This window comes from Spirochaetia bacterium 38H-sp, from assembly GCA_039023545.1.
Lineage (GTDB): Bacteria > Spirochaetota > Spirochaetia > Winmispirales > Winmispiraceae > Rarispira > Rarispira pelagica.
On the sequence record JBCHKQ010000001.1, the window covers coordinates 628,751 to 655,006 of the forward strand.

Annotated in this window: 23 protein-coding genes; 21 read left to right on the forward strand and 2 right to left on the reverse strand. The window is 36.6% G+C overall.

What is annotated here, in order from left to right:
• Positions 1 to 43: 43 nt before the first annotated feature.
• Positions 44 to 1,444: a sigma-54 dependent transcriptional regulator gene (locus tag WKV44_02720; GenBank protein ID MEM5947449.1), complete on the reverse strand. Its 1,401-nt coding sequence runs from the start codon at positions 1,442 to 1,444 to the stop codon at positions 44 to 46.
• 302 nt (positions 1,445 to 1,746) lie between these two features.
• On the opposite strand from WKV44_02720, the gene WKV44_02725 reads away from it, so the two are divergent.
• The 3 genes from WKV44_02725 (at position 1,747) to WKV44_02735 (ending at position 5,535) form a co-directional block, all read left to right on the forward strand.
• A complete protein-coding gene (locus WKV44_02725) occupies positions 1,747 to 3,048 on the forward strand; it encodes a glutamate-5-semialdehyde dehydrogenase (GenBank protein ID MEM5947450.1) in 1,302 nt (433 codons plus the stop codon).
• Positions 3,049 to 3,152: 104 nt separating this feature from the next.
• The gene (gene proB / locus WKV44_02730) at positions 3,153 to 4,250 is read left to right on the forward strand and encodes a glutamate 5-kinase (protein MEM5947451.1); all 1,098 of its coding nucleotides are present in this window, start codon (positions 3,153 to 3,155) and stop codon (positions 4,248 to 4,250) included.
• 268 nt (positions 4,251 to 4,518) lie between these two features.
• On the forward strand, positions 4,519 to 5,535 hold the full coding sequence (locus WKV44_02735) for a LacI family DNA-binding transcriptional regulator (GenBank protein ID MEM5947452.1): 1,017 nt from the start codon (positions 4,519 to 4,521) through the stop codon (positions 5,533 to 5,535).
• 91 nt (positions 5,536 to 5,626) lie between these two features.
• Here the strand turns inward: WKV44_02735 and acnA are convergent, their stop codons facing one another.
• The gene (gene acnA / locus WKV44_02740; protein ID MEM5947453.1) at positions 5,627 to 8,239 is read right to left on the reverse strand and encodes an aconitate hydratase AcnA; all 2,613 of its coding nucleotides are present in this window, start codon (positions 8,237 to 8,239) and stop codon (positions 5,627 to 5,629) included.
• A gap of 194 nt (positions 8,240 to 8,433) precedes the next feature.
• Here acnA and WKV44_02745 point away from each other — a divergent pair, with 194 nt between their 5' ends.
• The 18 genes from WKV44_02745 (at position 8,434) to WKV44_02830 (ending at position 26,254) form a co-directional block, all read left to right on the forward strand.
• Positions 8,434 to 9,108, forward strand: coding sequence for a DUF554 domain-containing protein (locus tag WKV44_02745; protein ID MEM5947454.1), 675 nt, complete (start codon positions 8,434 to 8,436; stop codon positions 9,106 to 9,108).
• Between the two features lie 94 nt (positions 9,109 to 9,202).
• Positions 9,203 to 10,276: an MraY family glycosyltransferase gene (locus WKV44_02750; protein MEM5947455.1), complete on the forward strand. Its 1,074-nt coding sequence runs from the start codon at positions 9,203 to 9,205 to the stop codon at positions 10,274 to 10,276.
• Positions 10,277 to 10,367: 91 nt separating this feature from the next.
• A complete protein-coding gene (locus tag WKV44_02755; protein ID MEM5947456.1) occupies positions 10,368 to 11,492 on the forward strand; it encodes a glycosyltransferase family 4 protein in 1,125 nt (374 codons plus the stop codon).
• A gap of 88 nt (positions 11,493 to 11,580) precedes the next feature.
• Complete coding sequence (locus WKV44_02760) at positions 11,581 to 12,528, forward strand: GDP-L-fucose synthase (GenBank protein MEM5947457.1); 948 nt, start codon at positions 11,581 to 11,583, stop codon at positions 12,526 to 12,528.
• A gap of 6 nt (positions 12,529 to 12,534) precedes the next feature.
• Positions 12,535 to 13,566, forward strand: a complete 1,032-nt coding sequence (gene gmd / locus WKV44_02765; GenBank protein ID MEM5947458.1) for a GDP-mannose 4,6-dehydratase — start codon at positions 12,535 to 12,537, stop codon at positions 13,564 to 13,566.
• Complete coding sequence (locus tag WKV44_02770) at positions 13,547 to 14,902, forward strand: flippase (GenBank protein ID MEM5947459.1); 1,356 nt, start codon at positions 13,547 to 13,549, stop codon at positions 14,900 to 14,902. The genes gmd and WKV44_02770 overlap by 20 nt, the downstream gene beginning before the upstream one ends.
• Before the next feature lie 129 nt (positions 14,903 to 15,031).
• A complete protein-coding gene (locus WKV44_02775; GenBank protein ID MEM5947460.1) occupies positions 15,032 to 15,673 on the forward strand; it encodes a DUF268 domain-containing protein in 642 nt (213 codons plus the stop codon).
• A complete protein-coding gene (locus tag WKV44_02780; protein ID MEM5947461.1) occupies positions 15,670 to 16,461 on the forward strand; it encodes an FkbM family methyltransferase in 792 nt (263 codons plus the stop codon). Before WKV44_02775 ends, WKV44_02780 begins: the two co-directional genes overlap by 4 nt.
• Positions 16,397 to 17,332 (forward strand): alpha-1,2-fucosyltransferase, encoded by a 936-nt coding sequence (locus WKV44_02785; GenBank protein MEM5947462.1) that lies wholly within the window; start codon positions 16,397 to 16,399, stop codon positions 17,330 to 17,332. Before WKV44_02780 ends, WKV44_02785 begins: the two co-directional genes overlap by 65 nt.
• The gene (locus WKV44_02790) at positions 17,329 to 18,240 is read left to right on the forward strand and encodes a glycosyltransferase (GenBank protein ID MEM5947463.1); all 912 of its coding nucleotides are present in this window, start codon (positions 17,329 to 17,331) and stop codon (positions 18,238 to 18,240) included. The genes WKV44_02785 and WKV44_02790 overlap by 4 nt, the downstream gene beginning before the upstream one ends.
• A 20-nt stretch (positions 18,241 to 18,260) precedes the next feature.
• Entirely contained in the window at positions 18,261 to 19,094 is an 834-nt protein-coding gene (locus WKV44_02795) for a methyltransferase domain-containing protein (protein ID MEM5947464.1), read from the forward strand.
• Complete coding sequence (locus WKV44_02800; protein MEM5947465.1) at positions 19,091 to 20,347, forward strand: glycosyltransferase family 4 protein; 1,257 nt, start codon at positions 19,091 to 19,093, stop codon at positions 20,345 to 20,347. The genes WKV44_02795 and WKV44_02800 overlap by 4 nt, the downstream gene beginning before the upstream one ends.
• On the forward strand, positions 20,344 to 21,138 hold the full coding sequence (locus WKV44_02805; protein ID MEM5947466.1) for a glycosyltransferase family 2 protein: 795 nt from the start codon (positions 20,344 to 20,346) through the stop codon (positions 21,136 to 21,138). Before WKV44_02800 ends, WKV44_02805 begins: the two co-directional genes overlap by 4 nt.
• A 10-nt stretch (positions 21,139 to 21,148) precedes the next feature.
• On the forward strand, positions 21,149 to 22,078 hold the full coding sequence (locus WKV44_02810) for a glycosyltransferase family 2 protein (GenBank protein MEM5947467.1): 930 nt from the start codon (positions 21,149 to 21,151) through the stop codon (positions 22,076 to 22,078).
• A 78-nt stretch (positions 22,079 to 22,156) separates the two neighbouring features.
• Positions 22,157 to 22,903: a glycosyltransferase family 2 protein gene (locus tag WKV44_02815; GenBank protein ID MEM5947468.1), complete on the forward strand. Its 747-nt coding sequence runs from the start codon at positions 22,157 to 22,159 to the stop codon at positions 22,901 to 22,903.
• Between the two features lie 18 nt (positions 22,904 to 22,921).
• Positions 22,922 to 23,980, forward strand: coding sequence for an EpsG family protein (locus WKV44_02820; protein MEM5947469.1), 1,059 nt, complete (start codon positions 22,922 to 22,924; stop codon positions 23,978 to 23,980).
• Positions 23,980 to 25,101: a glycosyltransferase family 4 protein gene (locus WKV44_02825; protein ID MEM5947470.1), complete on the forward strand. Its 1,122-nt coding sequence runs from the start codon at positions 23,980 to 23,982 to the stop codon at positions 25,099 to 25,101. Before WKV44_02820 ends, WKV44_02825 begins: the two co-directional genes overlap by 1 nt.
• On the forward strand, positions 25,073 to 26,254 hold the full coding sequence (locus WKV44_02830; protein MEM5947471.1) for a glycosyltransferase family 4 protein: 1,182 nt from the start codon (positions 25,073 to 25,075) through the stop codon (positions 26,252 to 26,254). The genes WKV44_02825 and WKV44_02830 overlap by 29 nt, the downstream gene beginning before the upstream one ends.
• Positions 26,255 to 26,256: the final 2 nt, after the last annotated feature.

The following is a 26,256-nucleotide window of genomic DNA, read 5'->3' on the forward strand; positions in this document are numbered from 1 at the left end:
TTAGGTTTTCAATAAAAAAGGGATTCTTTAGTGTAATATAAAACTATGAGGTTTTTTTTAGCCTTCTACTCAGGGTTGACTGAGAAACTCCCAAAATTTGCGCTGCTGCAGACTGATTATTACCTGTTCTCTTAAGTGCTTCTTTTATAAGAATATTTTCCATTTCTTCTATGGTTGGGAAATGGCCAAAACAGGAAACAATGCTGTCATAGTCAAGCTCTGCCGGAAGTCTCAGTTTTCTCATTGTCGGGACAGATGTGGATTTTTCGTAAACAGCAAAACTCTCAAGAGAGAGCATCTGCTCAGTTGTTCTTGATACCGCATCAAAAATCATAGCCTGGAGCTCACGCACATTTCCAGGAAACTCGTATACTGTCAGGATATCAAAAAGTCTGGGAGGAACGAGAGGTTCTTCCTTTTTGAGCTCTTTTGCAGCCTGTTTGACAAAGGCATCCACAAGCAGTGGGATATCCGTCTGCCTTTCTCTAAGCGGTGGAAGATGTATGTGATGAGTCATCAATCTGTAGTATAAATCCTTTCTAAAAGAACCTTCTTCCTGCTTTTTTGTAAGATCTGCGCAGGTTGCCGTTATTATACGCGCGTTGCTTTTTCTTGGCCTGTCTTCTCCCAGAGGATAGTACTCACCTTCCTGGAGAAGTCTAAGCAGCTTTATCTGCGACTGAATACTCAGCTCTCCTATCTCGTCCAGAAAAAGTGTGCCACCCTGAGCGCGTTCTATAAGTCCTGCTCTGTCTGTCTCTGCACCAGTATATGCGCCCCGCTTATGACCGAATAGAGTATCGGAAAAAAGCGTATCGTCAAGACCGGCAACATTTACAGTTACAAGTTCGCCCTCTAGTTTGCTTGCTTTATGTATTGCTTGTGCAAGAAGTTCTTTTCCCGTACCGCTCTCGCCTGTTATTAGTACGGGTCTGGGACTCGGAGCAATCGCCTTGGCATAAGAAAATATGGAAAGCATTTTCTTATCGCGGGTTATTATATGAGAGAACTCGCTTTCTACCTCAAAACCTTTTTGTGCGTGGGAGGAAAGGCTCTCTACTTCTTTGTTTAGCTGGCGCATCTCCAGCGCATTTTTTAGCGAGGTAAAAAACCTGGTAGGATTTATGGGCTTGTTTATATAGTCAAGAGCTCCCAGTTTCATAGCCTTGACTACGTTTTGCGCGCCTTCTTCTGCTGTTGCAATTATTACAGGAATTTCCGGATGGCTTTCTTTTATTTCTTTTAATAATGTAAAGCCGTCTTTCTTGGGCATCACAAGGTCTAAGACAACTACTTGTATATTGTTTTCTTTGAGAATATTTTCTACTTCTTCTGGTCTGCTGCACAATATGTAGTTGGTATAGCCTTCATGTTCCAGCATAAGCTGGTATCTTGTGAGAATAGTCTCGTCATCATCTACAAGCAGTATGTATTCTTTTTCCATAGTATTTTTATCGTCTTATTATGCATTTTGCATAATAAATAATAGGCTAATATTGTCTTGTTTTCAAGAGATTGTATATATATTTAAAGAAAATATGCGGGAATGGTAGAGCCTTTTGTCATATGTTTTTTTCTGTTAAAATATTGCGACAGGTAAATAAATAATTCTTTGGCATAGCCGTATATGTTTTTGATTTGCTCCATGTCGCAAGCTATATGAAGGCAATCATTTTATTTTTTCTGATATATTGAATAAGTTTTACAGCTTGTTTATTCTTGTTACATACTTTGACGGGGGTTTGTATGAAGGTAAAGGCTCAGGCTGTTTCTGCGCGTAATGCTTCCAGGTTTTTGAGTGCGCTTTCTACTGATAAGAAGAATTCTGCTCTTAAAGCCATACGTGATGCTCTTATGGCAAGGAGCGATGAGATTGTCAGGGCTAATGAGATGGATTTACAGATTGCTGAGGAGACTAATCTTGCCGCACCTCTTAAAAAGCGTCTTTCTTTTCCCTTTTCTAAGATTGAGGATGTTTGTAAGGGGATAGACAGCCTTATTTCTCTTGATGACCCTGTAGGCAAAACGCTTTCTGCTACGGAGTTGGATAAGAATCTCGAGCTTTTTAAGGTATCATGTCCCATAGGGGTTATAGGTGTTATATTTGAATCCAGGCCAGATGCACTTGTGCAGATTTCTACCCTCTGTCTTAAGAGCGGAAATGCTGTACTGCTCAAGGGCGGGAGTGAGGCTGAGAATACTAATACTATTCTTGCTGAGATTATTGCAGATGTCTCATCCAGAGCCGGTATTCCGGATGGATGGATTCAGCTGCTTCATACTCGTGAGGATGTCGGACAGATGTTGTCCATGGATGAGTATATTGACCTCATAATACCTCGAGGTTCCAACGAGTTTGTAAAATATATTATGAACAATACAGCTATTCCTGTCATGGGACATGCGGACGGAATCTGTCATGCCTATGTGCATGAGGCTGCTGATATCGATATGGCTGCCTCCCTTGTTACGGATTCTAAGACGCAGTATGTTGCTGTCTGTAATGCAGTAGAGACACTTCTTGTGGATGCAGCTTGCGCGGATAAGGCTCTGCCTGTTATAGCTGCATCTCTTACCCAAAGAGGGGTTGAGATACGCGGCTGTGAGAGAACTCGCAGAATTATAGATTGCAAAGAGGCTAGAGAGGAAGATTGGGCTACTGAATATCTGGATTATATTATTTCTGTAAAGGTTGTAGATGGGATTGAGCAGGCTATAGAACATATCAATACTTATGGTTCTGGGCACACTGACCTCATAATCACCTCTGATAAAAAGGCTGCTGCACTTTTTATGTCTCTTGTGGATTCTGCAGATGTCTTTTGGAACTGCAGCACAAGGTTTGCTGATGGCTATAGATATGGTCTTGGAGCAGAGGTGGGGATAAGCACCAACAAGATTCATGCAAGAGGTCCTGTGGGACTGGAAGGGCTTGTTATATATAAGTATATGCTTATGGGTAACGGACAGGTTGTAGCGGATTATGTGGAGGGACGTGCTGAGTTTACTCATAAAAAACTTGCTAAGGACTTTCCCCTAAGCAACTGAGAAATTGCCGGATTTGTATTCTGTCTTTTATAATGCAGAATATTTTACATTTTTGAGCCGGTTGTTTTTTTAAGTTGGTAAAAGCGGTTATCAGAGGATATGCAATGCGAGATTTTTCGGGTATCAAGAAGATTGTCATCAAGGTTGGCACCAATACTCTTTCTGGCCCTGATGGTATAGATGTTTTTTATATAGAAGAACTTGCGTCACAGATAAACGATATAAGGAAGCATGGCTTTATCCCCTTGCTTGTTTCTTCCGGTGCCATAGGTATGGGGTCTCGTGAGCTCGGTATAAAGCACAAAGTAAAGAAGATAGACATGAGGCAGGCTCTTGCTGCTATAGGTCAGCCTGTTCTCATGCATACGTACAGACAGGCTTTTTTGCGCTATGATATTCCTGTAGCTCAGATACTTCTTACCCGAGATACCTTTGATAATCGTAAAGCCTATGTCAATCTCAAAAATGCAGTAGATAGCCTTCTGCACATGGGAGCTCTTCCTGTTTTTAACGAGAATGATTGTATATCTACGGATGAGATTGGAACTGCGTTTGGAGATAATGACACGCTAAGTGCCTACATAGCGAGCAAAACAGATGCTGATCTGCTTATTCTGCTTACGGATATAGACGGACTTTATACCGATGATCCCAAAAAAGACAAAAACGCAAGGATTATACGTACTGTTATCGAGATAAGTGATGAAATGCTGAATAAAGCAGGTGGTGCAGGTAGCACTCACTCAACGGGTGGAATGAAAACCAAGCTCATGGCCGCACGGATAGCAGGACAGGCAGGCTGCCGCGTGGTAATTGCCCATGGCAGAGAAAAGAACATTCTTCCCAGAATTCTAGCTGGAGAAGAGATTGGCACATTGTTTTTGCCTTCTGGCAGACTCAAAAATCGCGAGAGGTGGATACTCCAAGCGCAGCCGCACGGCAATATCGTTGTGGATGACGGGGCTTTTCGTGCAGTAGGCAAGAAAAAAAGCCTTCTTCCTTCTGGTGTGTTAAGAGTGGAGGGAAGCTTTGAGGCAGGCGATGTTATCACTATAAACGGCACAATCAAGGCAGTATCAGCTCTCTCAAGCAAGGACATAGAGAAAGTTGCCGGGCGGCACACAAGCGAGCTTGTCGCTATACTTGGAAAAGATAAACCGGATGTTGTAGTCCGGGCCGACGACATAGTTATAGAAAAATAGCTTATTATACCGAACGCACAGCCCGCTGCGCGGTCAGTGCTGCCTCCAGGCAAAGTGGGGCAGAGGATTTCCCGCTTTTTTGCTTAGTGTGTGCCGCAGGCAGGAGGGAGCGCGCCTTCTTACTGCTTTGCCGTATAGGTGCGCTCCTGACGTTCGGTATAAATATAAATGGAAGGTCTTTGTCTTGATAAGTTTCTGCAGGGAGTATTCTGTTCTTGGAATTTTTATAACCCTTGCAAAAACTGGTTTTGTTAGTATACCATAAAATATGGCAAAAAGAGCTAGACTGGTGGATGTTGCAAAACTGGCCGGGGTTTCTCACACTACTGTTTCATGGGCACTCAAAGGTGATCCCAGAATAAGCCCAGAGACCAGAAAAAAGGTGATGGATGCAGCCAGGAAGCTCAATTATCATCCCAACTTGCTTGCAAGGGCGCTTGTCAACGGCAGGACCAATACTCTTGCTATTGTTGCGTCATTCTTTTCTTCTCATTTTGAGATGGAGGTTTTGAAAGGTATAGAGCAGCAGCTTATGGATACCGGCAGCGAGCTTGGTGTTCTGCTTTTTACCACGCGTGGCTCCAAAAAAAGAGAAGAAGATATCATAGCTGATGTGATAAAAAGCGGAAGAGCGGATGGTCTTATCACGCTCAATATATCTTTATCAGTCAATCTCAGCAGCCTTGCATGTGAGTACGCTTTTCCTGTTGTGCTTATAGAGGGTAAGGGACGTTGTGCGGATACCATAAGGATTGATAATCCGGGCGGCTCTTATGCTGCTGTTTCTGCTCTTGTGAAGGCAGGTGCAAAGAATATAGCAATAGTGTCGGGAGAGATACATACGGAGGAGCCCGGAAGAAGCCCTATGGAAAGGCTAATAGGTGCACGACGTTCTCTAAGGGCTCACGGTTATGGATTTGATAAAAGCCAAGTTTTCTTTATAGAGCGTTATTATTTTGAAGAAGGGTATACGCTTTTCCCGCGTATTCTGGATGCAATGCCGAATGTGGACGGCATTTTTTGTGCTGCCGGTGATATGGTTGCTCTTGGCCTCCTTGCTGCCATGAGGGACAGGGGTATATCTGTGCCGGAGGATGTAAGATTGGTGGGGTATGATGATATCCCTGCTTCTTCTCTTGTGTCTCCCACTCTTACGACAGTGCGCTACAATATGCCGCGTATGGGCGCAACTGCAGTGGATTTTATAAGTGCGGCTCTTTCTGGAGAAAAAGAAAAAAAGCATTATATAGAGCCATCCGTGCTTATAGGAAGACAGAGTTGTTAGTGTCCGTTTTGATTTTTATGTTGCTATAATATTTTTCTTACGCCAGGAGGCAGGGGATGGGCGCACAGCGCCATCCCCGTTCGGTATAAAATTATGAGAGTTTTTTTGCAACGTATGGCAGGATTCCACCTGCGCGGAGGTATTCTAGCTCTATGCCGGAGAAGACCATGACGTCCATGGTAAAGCTTGTTGTGCGTCCGTCTAGTGTGGCTGTGACGGTGCATTCTCCGTAGGGTTTGAGTTTATCCAGGTCTTCTATTGTGATTGTTTCGTGTCCAGAAAGTCCTAGTGTGTCTGCGTTTTGGCCGTCTTTGAAACAAAGGGGCAGAACGCCCATGCCTACCAGGTTGCTGCGGTGTATCCTCTCAAATGATTCTGCAAGTACTGCGCGTACGCCCAAGAGTCTCGTGCCTTTTGCCGCCCAGTCTCGTGAGGACCCTGTGCCGTATTCTTTGCCTGCAATTATTACAAGGTCTGTGCCGCGCTTTGCATACTCCATTGCTGCATCGTAGGTAAAAACTTGTTTCCCTTCCGGAAGCAGCATCGTATATCCGCCAGGTGCGTCTGGGGTGAGACGGTTCTTGAGTCTTATGTTGGCAAATGTTCCACGCATCATGACTTGATGATTTCCGCGTCTTGAGCCGTAGGAGTTAAAGTCAGCGGGTTTTACACCTTTTTCCTGCAGGTATTTTCCTGCAGGATAATCGGGCGGTATTGCACCTGCAGGTGATATATGGTCTGTTGTAACAGAGTCATAAAAAAAGCCCAAAATACGTGCGTCTTTTATCTGTGCAGGCAGGCCTTTCAGCTTATAGAATGGAGGGTTTTGGATGTATGTGGATGACTCATCCCAGTTATAGCAGAGTCCTTCTCCACCGGATAGCTCCTGCCATCTCTTGTCGCCTGCAAATATGTTAGCGTATGTTTTTTTATAATCTGCACTTATTACAGCCTGTTTTTCCAGCTCTGCTATTTCTTCTGCAGAGGGAAGTATGTCTGCAAGGTAGATTTCTTTTCCGTCCTTGCCTCGGCCTAGTGGTTCTTTTTCTAGGTCTTTAAGCAGGCTGCCTGCCAGTGCGTATGCGACTACATAGATGGGCGATGCAAGTATATTAAAGCGTACCTTCTGGTGTATTCTTGCCTCAAAATTTCTGTTGCCTGAACCAACGGAGCCTAGTATCAGCCCCTGGTCAGCTGCCTTTTCCATCGCTGCAGGTAGAGGACCGCTGTTTCCTATACAGGTTGCGCAGCCGTAGGCTACTACGCCAAAGCCCAGCTTCTCAAGATATGGCATGACTCCTGCACGCTCAAGATAATCCGTAACAACGCGTGATCCAGGGGCAAGGCTTGTTTTTACCCATACGGGTACACTAAGTCCGTGTTCTACAGCTTTCTTTGCAAGAAGCCCTGCTCCAAGAAGAACGGTAGGGTTGGATGTATTGGTACATGATGTTATGGATGCAATGGCAACTGCGCCCTGAGGCACTCTCACAGGAGAGCCGTTAAGCTCAACTTCTCTTGAGTCGTCCTTTATAGCAAGCTCCTGCAGCCCTTTCTCTATCCTGCGAGGCAGACTCGATGGTGTAAGCCTGTCCTGTGGCCGGGAAGGTCCTGCCAGAGACGGCTCTACAGTTGCAAGATCAAGCTCAAGGACATCGGAGTAAACTGGCTGACAGGACGGGTCAAACCACATACCAGTCTTTTTGAGATACCATTCTGCTCTATCAGCCTCTTTCTCCCTTCCTGTAAAGCGCAGAAACTCGGTTGTCACCTCATCTACCGGGAAGAAGCCCATAGTTGCTCCATACTCCGGAGACATGTTGGCAATAGTTATCCTATCAGGCAGAGAGAGCGCTTTGACCCCTGGGCCAAAATACTCTACAAACTTACCCACAACCCCCTTTTTGCGCAGAAGCTCGGTCAGAGTAAGAACAGCATCAGTTGCCGTAACACCATCTCTTAGCCTGCCAGTAAGTCTCACACCAATTACCTCTGGAAGAGGCATGATATAAGCCTCGCCAAGCATGACAGCCTCAGCCTCTATGCCTCCTACCCCCCAGCCCATAACACCGAGACCATTAATCATAGTAGTATGAGAATCCGTACCCACAAGAGAATCGGGAAAAACAACAGTCCTACCATCTACTACATCCTCACGCACAACCTGCGCAAGATACTCTGCATTGATCTGGTGACAAATACCAGAATTGGGAGGCACAGTACGAAACTTATCAAGACTCTGGCCTGCCCATTTTAGCAGCTTATAACGCTCTGTATTTCTCTCATACTCCTTGGCAACATTCTTCTCAAGCGCATCAGAAGCCGCCCAAAAATCTATCTGTACCGAATGGTCTATTACAAGATCCACGGGAATCCCGGGATTTACACGCCTTACATTCCCGCCCGCAGCAGCCACTGCATCACGCATAGCCGCAAGATCCACGACAGCCGGGACACCAGTAAAATCCTGCATAAGCACACGAGAAGGAAAATAAGACAGCTCCCTGCCCGTATTGGCATGCCAATCAGAAAAATGCTCAAGCCCACAGGCACCCGGCCTGGAAAAAAACACAGCCCTGGCAACATTCTCCAAAAGCACACGTATGGAATAAGGCAGAGAAGAAAAACCACCCTTTACATCAACAGAAGAAGGCTCAAAAACAAAAACACTCCTGCCATCAAAAGAACACTCTCTAAAAGACATCACAAACTCCTTGCAAGAAAATCGCTAACAGAATAACCAAAAACAGCATAAAAAAAAAGCCATCAAAAAAAAGACCGAACGTCGTCCCTGCGCCCAAAGTTGCAAAACAGGCAGAAAGGCGCAGTTACTCCTGCCTACGGCAAATATGAGGAAAAATACTTTAAAAAAGACAGGATTAATAGCATAATAGCAGCATGATAGCAGTAGCAATAAACACACTCACAGTCATAGTAGGAGCGATAGCAGGCAACATCCTACATAGCCGTATAGGAGAAGACTATCAGCAGGTAATATATAAAGCCATAGGAGTCTTTACCCTGCTCATAGGTATTCAGATGGGACTGGAAGGTATAAGCGTATACGTGGCAATAGCCTTGGTAATAGGAGGGCTTGCTGGTACATACATGGACATAGAAGGTGCAATCTACAGCTGGGGAGACAAACTCAAGAAAAAGTTTAGCAAAAAAAACGACACAACCTTTGCCCAAGGCTTTCTTGATGCATCCATACTATTCTGTGTAGGACCTATGACAATTCTTGGCGCATTCAAATCAGGAGCAATGGGCGACCACACACTTCTCCTTACAAAATCCATGATGGATGGCTTTATGGCACTGCTATTATCCTCTGCATTGGGAATAGGAGTCGCATTCTCTGCCATAGTAGTGCTTATTTACCAGGGCGCACTGGTCATGCTTGCTTCTCTGCTTGGAAACATAGAAAACCCCGTGCTCATATCGCTCATATCCGGAACAGGAGGAGCAATAGTCATAATGATAGCGCTCAGCCTCCTGGGAATATGCAAGATAAAGACAGGCAATTTTTTCCCGGCACTTCTTGTTGTCCTAGCCTTTCTTCCAGTAGCATAACAGGGAGGATAACTTGTAAGATATATCATAATGTGATAAGAAATAAACTGTGATATATTATGATATATATAAATATACATAATACGGGGAAAAGATGATTTCATATATTGCTGCGGCTTTTGTAGGACTTGTGCTTGCCTTTATTATTTCTGTGGGTATTATACCATATATTATAAGAATATCGCATAAAAAAGGATGGTTTGATCCAAAGGATTCAAGAAAACTTCATTCTGGTGATATCTCCAGATTGGGAGGAATAGGCATCTTCTTGGGCTTCTTTATTGCCTTTATTGTGGTCTACATAGCTTTTGGATTTAATGGCTCAGAAAAATTCTCATATGACAAAATACTACTCATATCAGGTGTCATTATAATGTTTATAACAGGAGTTCTTGATGATTTTTTCTTTTTAAAAGCAAGAATAAAACTAGCAGGCCAGATAATTGCAGCCATTATTATCGTATTTCTTGCAGGATATTATATTAAAAGTTTTATAGTACCTATTCTCAATGTAGAAATATCCCTTGGCCTAGCAGGGCAGTTTATTACTGTTTTTTGGATACTTGCGGTTGTAAATGCAGTCAATCTCATAGATGGAATGGACGGACTTGCTTCCAGCATAGTGATAACCGCAATATTTTTCCTTAACATCATATCTTTTTTACAGAGCAATTATGTTGCAATGCTTATAGGATTAACATACCTGGGATCGATGCTTGGTTTTTTGCGCTATAATTTTCCTCCTGCAAAGATCTTTATGGGAGACGGAGGCAGCCACTTTATAGGAACAATGCTTGCAATAATGCCCTTTATTATTTATGGCAGAGAAGTTAGTTCTTTTGCCCTTATTCCTGTTTTGTTACTTCTTAGTATTCCTGTATTTGATACATTCTTTGCTATACTGAGAAGAGTAAGAAAAAACGTATCCATAGGCATTGCTGATAAAGAACATATACATCATAAGCTCATAGCTCTGGGGCTTACGGATAAAAAAATACTTTTCTGGATGTCCTTTTATACCGCAGTCATGGGGGTAATCTCTGTCTATTGGGTACTCACACAGAGCACAGCAGGAATGCTCATCGCATTGTTGGGAGGAGCAGCAGGAGGAGTCTTCTTTATTATAATATCCTCCGCATATCATAAGATGCAGGATAAAACTCGATGATTATAACTCTATATAGTGGTGGACTATTGGTAGACGGAGACAAGATATCTAGATTATATAAAACAACAGGAGAAAATATCCTTAATTAGGGATGCAAAAATCAAGTATGAAAACAATAGCCTTTAGTGGAAATACAGCATGGTCAATGTATAATTTTAGAATAGAAGTTATGCGAGCTTTTAAGGCCCAAGGTTATAGGGTTATTGTTGTTGCCCCCTATGATATTTATATAGATAAGTTAAAAAAGGAGTTTGAAGTCTATTCTGTTACTATGGATAATGACGGAACAAATCCGTTTGTAGAAATAAGAACATTATTTGATTATTATAAACTCTATAAAAAAATAAGACCTGATTTTATATTCCATTATACAATAAAACCTAACATCTACGGTTCTGTGGCAGCACATTTGTTAAAGATACCAAGTCTCTCTGTTGTCACAGGACTTGGGTATGCTTTTACCAGAGATAGGTTTATAAAAAGTGTTGTAAAAAGAATGTACAAATGGGGATTAAAATATCCCGAAAAAGTATGGTTTCTTAACTCTGATGATAAAAAACTGTTTATAGATAATGGGCTTATAGACGTAGAAAAAGCGGATATTTTACCAGGAGAGGGAATTGACCCCAGCAGGTTTTTCCCAGGAGAAAACGAAAAAAAAGATAAAACTTTTAACTTTCTGTTTATTGCAAGGCTGCTATGGGACAAGGGGGTGTTGGAGTATGTTTCTGCGGCAAGGGAGTTAAAGAAAAAATATAAAAACATTAACTTCCTTGTTCTTGGTCCTCTGGGGGTAGCAAACCCCACAGCCGTGCCCCAAGAAAATTTACAGCAGTGGATTGATGAGGGACTTATCAACTATCTTGGCACAACAGATGATGTAAGAGAAAAAATTCTCATTGCGGATTGTGTTGTTTTACCAACTTTTTACAGAGAAGGATTGCCAAGAGTCTTGCTAGAGGCCCTTAGTATGAAAAAACCGGTAATAGCGACAGATGCTCCAGGATGCAGAGATATAGTGGAAGATGGTAAGAATGGGTATATCTGTAAATTACGCGATATAGATGACTTAGCTGATAAGATGGAGAAGATGTTGGCACTTACACAAGAAGAAAGATATATGATGGGAGAATATGGTAGAAAGAAAATTTTGGAAAACTTCAGTATCTCCCATATTATTAATATCTATTTTGATTTTATTTCTTCGGTTCTATAGTCTGCTTTCATTTTATTGCACTTTAATTTACAAAAATACTTTATTTTTTATTCCTTTGTGTTAAAATCTTGGCATGCAAAAATATTCTATAGACAAAGAATCTAGGATATATATAGCCGGACACAGGGGGCTTGTAGGTTCTGCTGTTTTAAAAAAACTACAGCAGGAGGGGTATGGCAATATCATTACTCGTACTCACAGTGAGCTTGATCTCACACAGCAGTCTGCTGTAGAAGAATTTTTTGAGTCCGAGAAGCCGGATGTTGTAATCCTATGTGCTGCCAAGGTTGGAGGCATCCTTGCCAATGACAAAGCAAAATCTGACTTTTTTTATATCAATTCTATGATTGCTAATAATGTCATACATTCTGCTTATAAATATGGTGTAAAAAAGTTGATAAATCTTGGCTCATCTTGCATATATCCCAGAGAATGTCCTCAGCCAATAAAGGAAGAATATCTCTTGTCTGGTCCTCTTGAGAAGACCAATGAGGGCTATGCACTTGCCAAAATTGGAGCGCTTAAGATGTGCTGGTATTATGCTCAGGAGAAAGGATGTGATTTTATATCTGCCATGCCTACCAATCTATATGGACCCAATGATAATTTTGACCTTGAGAGTTCTCATGTTCTTCCTGCTCTCATAAGAAAATTCTATGAGGCAAAGCAGAAAAATGCAGATGTCATTCTATGGGGAGACGGTTCCCCCTACAGAGAGTTCTTATTTGTTGATGACCTTGCAGATGCAATAGTATTTCTTATGGAAAATGTAGCACCTGCTGATATAGGAGAATGTGTAAATATAGGTACGGGAGAAGATATCACAATAAAAGAACTTGCAAATCAAGTAGCGGATATAGTAGGTTTTAAGGGCTCTATAGTTTGGGATAAATCTAAGCCCAATGGCACGCCAAGAAAACTCTTGGATGTAAGCAGGATTAACTCTCTAGGATGGTATGCACGTACTTCTCTAATAGAGGGCATAGAAATTACATATAAGTGGTTTATTGACAATATGGACAAAATAACGAGGTAGTTATATATGAAAAAAGCACTTATAACAGGTATTACAGGACAGGACGGTTCTTATCTTGCAGAACTACTGTTGGAGAAAGGCTATGAGGTACACGGCCTTATAAGGCGTTCTTCTGTTTTTACAACAGAAAGAATAGAGCACTTATATCATGACCCTCATGATAAGAATAAAAAAGTACCACTATATTTACACTATTGCGATATGACTGATTCCAGTAGTCTTAACAGGGTTTTAGAAAAAATAAGACCGAACGAGATATACAATCTTGCGGCTCAGTCCCATGTCAAGGTGTCTTTTGAAGTACCGGAGTATACCGCAGAAGTCGATGCTCTGGGTGTTCTCAGATTGTTGGATGCAATAAAAGAGACAGAAATACCATGCAGATTTTATCAGGCTTCCACATCAGAGCTGTATGGTAAGGTGCAGGAAATACCGCAGAGGGAAACCACGCCTTTTTATCCGCGTTCTCCCTATGCTGCAGCCAAGCTGTATGCATACTGGATAACCGTAAATTACAGAGAGGCGTATAACCTATATGCCTGTAACGGCATACTCTTTAACCACGAGTCGCCCAGAAGGGGCAGGACCTTTGTTACAAAAAAAATAACAACAGCAGTTGCACGTATAAAAAAGGGAAAGCAGGAAAAACTGTATCTTGGTAATCTTGATGCCAAGAGAGACTGGGGGTACGCACCGGATTATGTATATGGTATGTGGCTAATGCTGCAGCAGGATAACCCAGACGACTATGTGCTTGCAACCGGCGAGACACATACTGTGAGGGAATTTTGTGAGAAGGCTTTTATGCGAGCTGGCTTTGAGCTTGTATGGGAAGGAGCAGGGGTAGAAGAAAAAGGTATAGATAAAAATACAGGAAAGGTTCTTATTGAAATAGACCCAAGATATTTTAGGCCTACAGAAGTGGATTTGCTTATAGGAGATGCTTCCAAGGCCAGAGAGAAATTGGGATGGGAGCCTGGGGTAGGTTTTTCTGATCTTGTTGATATCATGGTGGATTATGATCTTGAGAACGAATAGGTTTATTAGAAAAATAAAAAACAAAATAATATCATTATTTTCTCATGCTGGTTTTTTAAGGTATGCCAAGAATACATCATGGCTTATGATTGAGAAAATTCTAAGAATGTTTGTTGGCCTTTTTGTAGGGGCATGGGTTGCAAGGTATCTTGGGCCTGATCAGTATGGCCTTTTAAGTTATGCTCAAAGTTTTGTAGGGCTTTTTACAGCTATAGCCACTCTTGGCCTTGACGGCATTGTAGTAAGAGAGATAGTAAAATACCCAGAAAAAGAAAATGAGATATTAGGAACTGCTTTTGTATTAAAACTAATTGGTGCCATTACAACTTTTATAATTTTATACATTGCTATTCATTTTACATCTAATAACGAATATACAAATATATTAATTTTCATCATTGCTTCTGCTGCCATTTTTCAAGCTTTTAATGTTATAGATATGTATTTCCAAGCAAAAGTCATGGGTAAATATGCTGTTATTGCAAATACGTTTTCTCTGTTTATTTCTTCAGCACTAAAAATAATTCTTATATTAATGAGAGCTCCTTTAGTAGCTTTTGCTTTAGTTGTTATCTTTGATAGTCTTATTTTGGCAAGTGGATACGTTTATTGTTATCTCAAAGTTAGAAAAAAGTTTTTTATAAAGCAGATAAAATTTGAGTTTGGTCTTGCTAAAGAACTATTAAAAGATAGTAAATTCTTATTTTTTAGCAGTATGGTTTTGATGATACAAGCAAGAATTGATCAAGTAATGTTAAAAAGTTTTTTAGGAAATGAAGAGGTGGGATATTATAGTGTTGCTATGAGATTGATTGAGAGTTTTGGATTTCTTCCTATGGTATTAAAAAATTCTTTATATCCGGCTGTGCAAAATGCTAAAGCTATTTCAGAACAAATTTATAAGTCAAGATTATTAAATCTGTATCGAATGAGTTTTTTTTTATTTTTAATAATAGCAATTCCGATATTTTCCTTTTCTGAAAATATAGTGGTTATTTTATTTGGGCAAGAGTATCAACCTGCTGGTATCTTATTGTCGTTAATGGTGATTAGATTGTTTTTTGCTAACATGGGAGTAGGAAGAGGCCATTTTATATTAAGTGAGAATTTATTATATTTTTCTTTTATAACTATGGTTATTGGCACAACAACAAATATAGTTTTAAACTATTTATGGATTCCATTTTATGGTTCAATGGGTGCGGTTTTTGCTAGTATTGTTTCTTTTTTTGTTACTATATTCTTAGTCGATATCTTTTATAATAAGACAAGAGAAAATGTCTTTATTATGTTGAAAGCTGTATTAACATTCTATAAAATGAGAATAAATGAATAATAAATATATATGAGAAAGATATTAAAAAAAATTAGAATTTTATATTTTTTACTTTTACCTCTCAGTCAATTTTTTAGATTAAATATCATACTATTCTTTAGACAATATCTATGGTTTTTTAATCAAATCATGCAGTTTAAAAGAACAAAAAATGAAAATTTCTCAAAAATAGAATTTTATCCGTGTTTGTTTGATAATTTGTCTTATACACCGGTAGATCCTGTATATTTCTATCAAGATACTTGGGCAGCAAAAAAAATATTTGAGTTGAAACCAAAGCACCATATTGATGTTGGAAGTTCTGCTAAAACTGTTGGAATCTTGTCGCAATTTGTTCCAGTTACAATGGTAGATATTAGACCAATTCAACTTAAATTAGAAGGTTTAAATTTTATAAAGGGATCTATTTTAGATCTACCTTTTGATGATTATTCAGTGGAGAGTATTTCATCATTATGTGTAGTAGAGCATATTGGACTTGGGAGATATGGAGACGAAATAGATGCTTATGGAAGTGAAAAAGCAATAAAAGAGCTAAAAAGAGTTATTAAGGTGGGTGGGATAATTTTATTTAGTGTTCCAGTTGATCAGGAAAATAAAATATATTTTAATGCTCATAGAGCATTTACTAGAGATTATATTTTAAAATTATTTAAAGATGATTGTGAACTTATTGAAGAAAAATATCAGTACGGAACTTCACTATATGATAAATATGATCCAAATAAAGGTTTTGGAACAGGTCTATATTACTTTAGAAAGGTTAAATGATGTTTGTGAAAATGGCATATATAAAAAGAAAAATTAGGGGATTAGCTTGGAGAGTATTTAATATGCTCGAAAATAATGGAAATTGTAATTTTGAACAAAATGGTGAAAAATTATTTATTGAAAATTTATTTGAACATTTTAAAAATAAAGATGGGAGGGAGAAAATTGTATTTGATATAGGTGCAAATATTGGTGAATACTCTTCTATGCTTAGTGAGTATTCATTAAAAAATAATATAGATATAGAGTTGCATCTTTTTGAACCTACTAAAAGTTGTTTTCAAGTTCTTGAGAAAAAATTTAAAGATAAAGATAATGTTCACTTAAATCATTTTGGAGTTTCAAATAAAAGTGAAATGGCAACTATTTTTTATGATAAGGAAACAAGCGGATTTGCATCACTTTATAAAAGAAATTTATATGTCTATAACGTAGACTTGGGAAAAAAAGAGGATGTTTTTCTGAAAAGAATGGATGAGTATATTGAACAGAATAATATTTTGCATATTGATTTTGTTAAAATTGATATAGAAGGACATGAATTAAGAGCTTTTGAAGGTTTTGGTAAATATTTAAGTGGTGATTACATTGATTTTATACAATTTGAGTATGGTGGTGCAAATCTAGATTCACATACTAGTCTGATGGAAATATATGACTTTCTAGAAAGTAGAAAATTTGAAATAGCCAAAGTAATGCCAAAAGGCTTGGAATTTAGGAAATATGAGCCTTTTATGGAAAACTTTCAATATGCAAATTATGTTGCTGTTTCAAAAGCGAAGTTTTAAGAAAATGATTATATTCTTTGCTGATGGCCGTTTAGGAAATCAAATTTTTCAGTATGTTTTTCTCAAAACTATTCAGAAAAATAATGAAAGGATCCTAGTTTCTGGTTTTGATGAATTTTTAACTCTCTTTAGTATAGATGATAAAACTTTATTGCATTTTAGTAGAAAGAACAGAATACAAAGGAATTTACTATATAGAATAATAAAACCTTTTTTATACAAAGTAGCAGATGTGAAACTTATTAATTCTCTTACTATAAAATATGAAAAAATTTTAAATAATTATAGAAGAGAAAGCACTTCTTATATTAGATCTAAAGGTTTAGTTAATAGAATAACACTTGTTAAAACAGCTTTTTTTCAAAGTGAAAGCCTCTTTAATAAAGAATTAGTAAATAATCTAAAAATAAAAAATGTTTATTTAAAAAAAGCAAAGACCTTTTTATCTCCTCTTAAAAATAACTATTTAGTGTTTGCTCATATAAGAAAAGGGGATTATAAAAATGTAAGAGTTTACGGTAAAGATGTTTTACTTCCTATGAAGTATTTTCATTATTGTATAAAGTGGTTTTTAGAAAATAGAAAAAATTGCTATTTTGTGTTTTTAAGTGACGAACCTGAGTTTATTGAGAAAGAATTTGAATATTTAAATAATAAGATAATATCAAAAAACAGCTATGAAGTTGATTTTGCGATTATGACCATGTGTAATGGAGCAATTTTAAGTCCAAGCAGTTTTGGATGGTGGGGAAGTTATTTAATGAAGAATAGAGATGTTGTTTTTGTCCCTATGTTTTGGTTGGGTTGGAGTAGTAAAATAGAGTATCATAAAGGAGCTGTAGCAGGATATATGAGAGAGGTGGAAATATGAATCTGGCTCCTATTGTCTTGTTTGTATACAACCGCCCTTGGCATACAAAGCAAACAGTAGAAGCATTACAAAAAAATGAGTTAGCAAGTGATAGTGAGCTTTTTATTTTTAGTGATAGCTGGAAAAATGATAATGATAAGTCTAAAGTTTTGGAAGTTAGAGAATATTTAAAAACAATCTATGGATTTAAAAAGGTTACCATCATTGAGCGAGATAAAAACTGGGGACTTGCAAATAATATAATTGATGGAGTTACTAAAATAGTCAATGAATATGGAAAAATAATTGTACTTGAAGATGATATAGTTGCTAGTCCGTATTTTCTGAGATTTATGAATGCTGCTCTTGATAGTTATGAAAAAGAAAAAAAAATCTGGCATATTAGTGGATGGACATATCCAATTGATCCTGATGGTCTTGGTGATGTTTTTTTATGGAGAGTTATGAATTGTTGGGGCTGGGCAACATGGGCTGATAGATGGAATTTTTTTGAGAAAAAACCTCATGAACTTATAGCAAAATTTTCTAAAAGAGATATTTATAGATTTAATCTCGATGGAACTGAGGATTTTTGGGCTCAGGTTAAAGATAATCTTTGTGAAAAAATAGACACATGGGCTATTTTTTGGTATGCAACTATATTTATAAACAATGGCTTATGCCTTAATCCAACTGTTTCTCTTGTCTCCAATGTTGGTTTGGATGGTTCTGGTGTAAATTGTTGTTCTACTGATGAATTTAATATGGAGTCTTTTCCACGAGAGAAACCTGTTTATATTGATTTAAATATGGAAAGGATAGAAGAAAATACAGAAGCATTAAGAAGGATAAAAAGATTTATAAGAAAAAGAAATTCTTTTCTCTCTCGTATTTCTAAAAAAATAAATAAATATTTAAAACCTATTTAAAAGAAAGCAATGGAGATATTATGATGGAGATTGATTTAGATAAATTAGATATTGATAATAATAATAAGGAAGAGATTGCTAAACTTCTGAAAAAGCAGAATCCTGCTATATCGGATGATCTGGAGCAAATGTGGTATCTTATGGATCTTGTTTGGGATCAATATGGATGTAATAACAAAAAGTTAGATTGGGAAAAAGTTGCACAGTTTTATTCTGACCCCGTATGGATTTTAAATGGACTTTTTATTGAGCATCATGAGCTTTCTATGCGACACAGAAATTATATCAGCGACTGGATTGTTGATAATGGTTTTAGAAAAGTCATTGATTATGGTGGAGGTTTTGGCACTCTTGCAAGATTGATAGCAGAAAAAGATAGGCATATAACTGTTGATGTTTTTGAGCCTCATCCCTCTGAATATTCATTGAAAAGAATAAAAAGTTATACAAATATAAATTTTATAGATAAAATCATTGATGTTTATGATTGTTTGATAAGTACAGATGTTCTGGAGCATGTAAATGATCCTCTTGAAATTTTCTATATTATGATAAAAAATGTCAAAAGAGGTGGATACCTTATCATTGCTAATAACTTTTTCCCCGTGATAAAATGCCATTTGCCTCATACTTTTCACTTTAGATATACTTTTAACATGTTTGCAAAACTAATGGGACTAGAGGTTGTAGGATTGTTGCAAGGCAGTCATGCAACAATTTTTAAAAAAATTAATGATATAAAACCCAATTGGGCAACAATACGATTTTACGAAATGCTTTCAAAACTTATTTTCCCTTTGATAGAAATATCAAAGCGTGTTTTAAAACCAATTAAAAGGCTGCTTAGAATATGAAACTTCTACATGTGAGTACGTGGGATATATCAGGTGGTGCAGCTAGGGCAGCTTATAGATTACATAAGGCTCTCCTGTATGAGGGCATTGATAGCAAAATGCTTGTGCAAGATAAAAAAAGTGATGATTATACTGTGCTTGGCTTGGCAAATAATAAGATACAGAAAACTTTAAACATCTTGCGACCCATAGTTGATACTCTTCCTGTAAAATTTTTCTATAAAAATAGAACAAAAACACTTTTTTCCCCATCTTGGGTTGGTTCTGGTAAAATAATAGATAAAATTGATGAGATAAATCCGGATATTGTACATCTACATTGGATTTGTGGAGGAATGTTAAAGATAGAGGATTTAGCAAAAATAAAAAAACCCATAGTTTGGAGTTTGCATGATATGTGGGCATTTACAGGCGGATGCCACTATGATGAGGAATGTGAGGGATATAAAAAAAAATGTGGATACTGCAAAGTTCTTTCTAGTAATATAAGTACAGATTTAAGTAGAAAGGGGTGGGATAGGAAAAGGAAAGTTTTTGAAAAGATGGATAATATAACAATAGTCGGATTGAGCAGATGGCTTATGACTTGTTCTAAAAAAAGCAGCTTGTTACAAGATAAAAAACATATAAATCTGCCCAATCCTATAGATACTGCACTATATAAACCTCTTGATAGGCTGATCGCAAGAAGAATATGGAATTTGCCAGAGGATAAGAAATTGGTTTTATTTGGAGCTATGAATGCCACTTCTGATCCAAGAAAGGGGTTTTATCAGTTAGGCACTGCTTTGGAAAAAATTGATAATAAAAATTTGGAATTAGTAGTATTTGGCAGTTCTAAACCCAAGAGTGCTTATGACTATGGATTTTACACCCATTATGTTGGTCAGCTTTATGATGATATAAGTCTTGCTGCTTTATACAGTGCTGTTGATGTAATGATTGTGCCAAGTTTGCAGGAAGCTTTTGGTCTGACAGCAGTGGAAGCTATGGCTTGTGGTACTCCTGTTGTAGCTTTTAATGCTACTGGTCTACAGGATATTGTAGAACATGACTATACCGGTTATCTTGCGCAACCCTATGACACTAATGACTTGGCAAAGGGTATTGACTGGATATTAAATCTTGATGAGGCTGGGTATAATTATATGTGTAAAAATGCCAGAGAAAAAGTTTTGCAAGAGTTTGACAGCCGCATTGTGGCAAAAAAATATATAGAACTTTATAAATCTATATTATCAGGGAGTATATGAGTAAAAAAAATGATCTTCCATTGGTTTCTGTTATAACAGTTTCTTATAATGCCGCATCTACAATAGAAGATACTATAAGAAGCGTGATTAGTCAGACTTATCCCAATATAGAGTATATAATAATAGATGGTGCTTCCACTGATGGTACTGTTGATATCATAAAAAAATATGAGAAACATATTTCTTATTGGGTAAGCGAGCCGGATAATGGCATCTATGATGCAATGAATAAGGGATTAAAGGTTGCGAGGGGAGAATATATAGGGATACTCAATGCCGATGATGTTTATATACCTATGGCCATTGAGATAAGCATTGATAAGATTAAGGAGTCTTCGGTTGACTATAGCATTGCTAATGTAGAGCTTGTAGATAAGAACCTCATTTTAAGACCCATTATTCCCCTCAAAAATAAAATATATCAAGAGATGCCATATCCTCATGTAACTGCTATTATTGCAAGGTATGTTTATGATGATGTAGGTTATTTTGATACTTCTTTTAACATAGCAGGAGATCATGATATGGCTTTAAGAATACTCAAAAAAAATTATAGATATGTTTATATTGATCAAGTAATAGGATTCCTTAAGAGTGGCGGTATAAGTGATAGTTTTAATTCTAGTAGAGAAAGTTTAAGAGTGGCTATAAAAAATGGCAAACATTGGTTAACTGCATATATTACTTTTATTTATCATAAAATAAACTTTGTGCTTAGGAATAATCTTCCCCATCCTATAGTGAGGATAATAAGACTTATAAAGAGAAGTAGATGTGAATCTAAGGAATAACGAGGTATTTATGATTAGAATTTCTGTGGTAATCCCATTATATAATAAAGAGAAAGAAATTTCGGATACATTAAAGTCAGTTATTAATCAGTCCTATCCTGCTGATGAGATAATAGTAGTTGATGATGGGTCTACTGATAATAGTGCTGATATTGTTAAAGGATTTTCTGATAATAGAATAAAGCTTATACAGCAAAAAAATTCCGGGGAATCACAAGCAAGGAATACCGGAATAGCTGCTGCTTCCAATGAGTATATTGCTCTAATAGATGCTGATGATTTATGGGAAGAAGATTTTTTATTAGAAATAAAGGCTCTTATAGAGAGATTTCCCAATGCTGTCTTTTATTCTACTGGTACTTATCGTATAGATGAGTATGGGCGCAAAATAAAAAATAAAACCCCCTTATCTTCTGATTTTTTTGGGATAGTTAATAATTTTTATAAAGCCTTTTCTTTTTCTAATTATGGATTGGTTTTTTCTTCTTCTGTGTGTATTAGAAAGAGTATTTTCCTAAGGGGATATCGTTTCCCCGTAGGTGAAAAGCGAGGAGCAGATCTCTATTATTGGCTTGTTTTATCTACCCTTGGGGATTTGGCTTTTTCTGGTCGAAATCTATCTATTTACAAGATGAATGCCACTAATAGGAGCATATCTCCCTCTACTGAGGGAATAATTGCTTATAACATAAAATGGTTTTATACAACACCATCTTTGAAGGAGTTGCAAAACTATAAGGGAATTAAAAAATTTATTAGGAAAAATTCTCTTATCAATGCATATTATCTTGCTTTAAATAAAGATATTGCGAGTCTTAAGAAGACTATTTATTTCATAAAACAGTATGATTTTTTATTGTTCCTAATGTTACTGCCTGCTTTTTTTATGCCTAGATTTTTTTTAAGAATAATAAAACATATTAGACGGAAATTTAGATAATATAATAATTTTGGGGTATTGTTTTTCTATGTTATTGTGCTGTATCATTGTTTTGCATATTAGAAATGGAGAATTCTAATGTCTGATAAATTGGTTAGTATTGTTATGCCTGTATATAATTCTTCTCGCTTTATTGAAGACACTCTGAATTCTGTTCTTGCTCAAACGTATAGCAACTGGGAACTGATTGCTGTAGATGATTGTTCTACTGATGATAGCTATGAGATATTAAAAAAATATGCAGATAAAGATAAACGTATTACAGTTTTGAGATTGGAAAAAAATTCCGGAGCAGCTGTAGCCAGAAACAGGGCTATTGATGTCGCAAGGGGTGATTATATAGCTTTTATTGACAGCGATGACCTATGGGTACCAGAAAAACTATCTGTGCAGGTTAACTTTATGCAGAAAAATAATGTTTACTTCTCTTTTTCCAGCTATAAGAAGATAAGAGATTCTGGCGAGCTGATAAAAATAGTAAGAGCTCCTTTTAAAGTAAATTATACTAAGAATCTATGGTTTAATAGAATAACTACACCTTCTGTCATGTATAATGCAGTTTTTTTTGGAAAGCAATACATGCCAGATATAAGAGCAAGGCAGGATTATGGTATGTGGCTTAAATTGTTAAAGAAGGCTGATGCTTTTGGAATAGAAACTCCGTTGGTAATGGTCATAAAAAGACATAATTCTTTATCTAGCAACAAACTCAAGATGATAAAATATAACTGGAAACTGTATAGAGAAATAGAGAATCTTCCCCTTCCGGTTTCTCTATGGGCACTTATTGGCGATATTTTATCCAGATTGTTGTTTATTAAGTAATATTTACAGGAGAACATCTTGGCGTTGTTGATCAGAATATTATGGGTTTTGCAGCATTTTTTTTCTGTTGTTACCTTATCAAAAAAATATTGGCGCCATTTTATTATTTTTTCAATACTAATATTTGTATTTATATATATAATAAAACCTGATACAGCAGACATTCCTGTATATGTACAAGTAGTAAATAATCCGCATGCTTTTCTAGAACCAGCATATAATTTGTTAGCAAGTATTGCCTTTTTTTTAACTCAAAATAATAGGTTTGCTGTATTTATCATTCAGGTTGTCTTATCTTTGCTATTTGTAAGTGTTCTGAGATATTATAAATTATCTTCTATTGAGTATATTGTTGGATTGATTTTTATTATTAGTGGGCTTGCGTTTTCTCTTGGGGTTAATAATGGCTTGAGACAGGCTTTTTCTTCTGTATTCATTTTATTTTCTCTATTGGCTCTTATTTGTAAGAAAAGATTTTCTATGTTGTTATATGCTATTTTGTCTATTTTTTTTCATAAAAGTGGATTTTTGTTTTTGTTTCTCACATTCTCTGTAGCTTTGCTTATAAAAAGGATGTATTTTGGTGATATCTATAGGCAAAAGATGACCTTGTCCTCTTCTTTGTTGTATTCCGTAATGGTTTTATCAGGTATTATAGGTGTTATTCTTATGATGCTAATAATCCCCAAAATACCTTTTCTTGGAGGGTATTTCCAAAAATCATATATTGGTTTGGGTTCTCGTGTGGCTGGTTATATTAAGATAATACCTATTTTTTTTATTTTTATTGTTTCTGAAATTTTTTGGGGCAAATATTGTAAGATTATAACAAATTTTTCTTTTCTCAGAATGATTAGAGGATTCTATATTGTGTTTCTACTTGCTTTATCTGCTTTTTCTTATATATCCGGTTTTTTTGATGAAGCAATTGCTAGGATTTTGTACTTTTATTATGTGATAGAGATGGGATTAGTATTAGCGGCAATAGAAGAGAAAAAACTTTTGGGTTCTGTGTCTATATCCATAGGGTATGCTTTTGCCATAAATGCTATGAATATCTTGGGAGGGCCTCTATAATGTCTTATGGTATGCACCACATGAATATTATGATTATCAACTCCTGTCTTAGCCATGGTGGTGTGGAAAAACAAATTTTCTATTTGTTAGAGCATTTGTATAAAAAAGGTCTTCTCTGTAATCTGGTAACTTATCAAAGTGAAAATCCTTCTTATAATATACTTCTACCTGATGGAGTATCTCATAGAAAGATTTCTTTTACTTTTTATAATCGGAAAGGGTTTTTTAAGATTCTGTTTTTCCCCATATGGGTTCTCAGACTTATTTCTTTTTGTTTAAAGAACAAGGTAAAACTAATACATTCTTGGGGCCCTTTTGATAATATTGCTGGTAGTTTTGTTTCTCTTATTTTAGGTATCCCTCATATTGCTTCTGTGAGAAGCATAAACAAATGGGCTTTCAAAGGGCTTTCTATATGGGGTAAGGTTGCAAAAAAGATAGTTTCTAACTCTTTGTCTGCTAAGAATATTCTTGTTGATAAGAATGTACAGCCGGAAAAGATAGAAGTTATCAATAATGGAGTTGATTTAAATAATTTTAAATATAATAAAAAAAATATTAATTCTGATTTTATTTTTTTGTGTATTGGAAGAATAAGTCCTGTAAAAAATCAATTAACTCTCCTGGAAGCTTTTTATGAGCTTGTTTCCCTTAAAAATTATAAAAACATGTTTATGGTTTTATGTGGTAAAATAGAGAATGAAGATTATTATAATAAAATACTCAATTTTATAGAAAAAAAGAAGTTAAGTTCTTATGTAGAAGTGTTGCCTTATGTTAAGGATGTTGTTTCTCTTTATAATAGAGCATCATGTGTTGTATTGCCTTCTTTTGCGGAAGGGACACCCAATGTTATTCTGGAATCAATGGCCTTAGGAGTGCCGTGGATTGCCAGTCCTGTATCCGACATTCCGATGCTAAGTGGTGATGAAAAAAGAGGATTACTCTTTTCCTCTCTTGATAAGAAAGGAGTTATGGAAGGATTGATAAGAATTTCTTCTCACTATAATGAAAAAATGCTTCTTGATGCAAGAAAATATATTGAAGAAAATTTTTCTATGGATAAAATGGTAGAACGTTTTATTTCTCTTTATGATGAGGTTGTTTTTGAATCCCAATAGAAGATTAAAGATATTGATGATATCATATGAGTTTCCGCCTGTTGTTTCTGGCGGTATAGGCAAGTTGACTTATGATAAGTATCAAGCTTATAAAGAGTCAGGACATGATATTGTTCTGATAGCTCCTGTATCTCATAACAGAAAAAAAGGTCAGTTATATATTCCCGCTAAAGGTAATATATTAAAATTTTTCTTGACATTTTTTTATTCTTTTTTTTCTGTGATGATAAGAAAGCCAGATATTATTTATGCCTTATCAGGTACCTATGTGGGATTTGTATCTTTTATAATTTCCAAAATATTTTCTATCCCCTATGTGGTTCTTGCTCATGGTAATGAATTTATAAGATTTTATAATAAATCTGATATAAGAAAGGTGTTAAATATTATATATAATAATTCTCTGATTGTTCTGGCAGTGAGCAGCTTTACAAAAAAGCTCTTAATTGATTTTGGTGTTGATAAAAATAAAATAGAGGTTGTTAATAACTATATTGATAGTGATAATTGGATTGTTCCTGCTGCAAATCAGATTGTTGAGGTTAGAGAAAAATATGATCTGAAACCTCAGGATTTTGTATTGATTACTGTTTCTAGGCTTGATAAGCGGAAAGGGCATGATAAAATTATAAAGGCGTTAGCATTAATGATATTGAATTTCCCTGAGTTCCGTGGAAGGATAAAGTATATTATTGTAGGGAATGGCAAAGAATACGACAGACTTAAAAACATGGTATGTGAATGTAATCTTAATGATAGTGTGTTGTTTTTTGGCTATGTGCCTTATCGTGACTTATCTCTGTTATATGCGATTTCCGATTTATTTGTTATGCCAAGTAGTTTCCTACGTAATGATGGGAGTGTAGAGGGGTTCGGTCTTTCTTATATAGAAGCTGCGATTTACGGTCTTCCTTCTGTCGCAGGAATAGAGAGTGGGGCCATCGATATAATAGATGATGATAAAACAGGTTTTCTTGTCAATCCTGATGATATATATAAAATACAAGAGGTGTTGTTGTATTGTGTTAAAAATAAAGAGAGAGTAAAAGACATGGGTGTTGCTGCAAGAAATAGTGTTTTATCCAGGTTTTCTAAGGATAAGTTATATCCTAGAGAATTATCTCTTATCTTAAGATGGCTTGATAATATGTAATG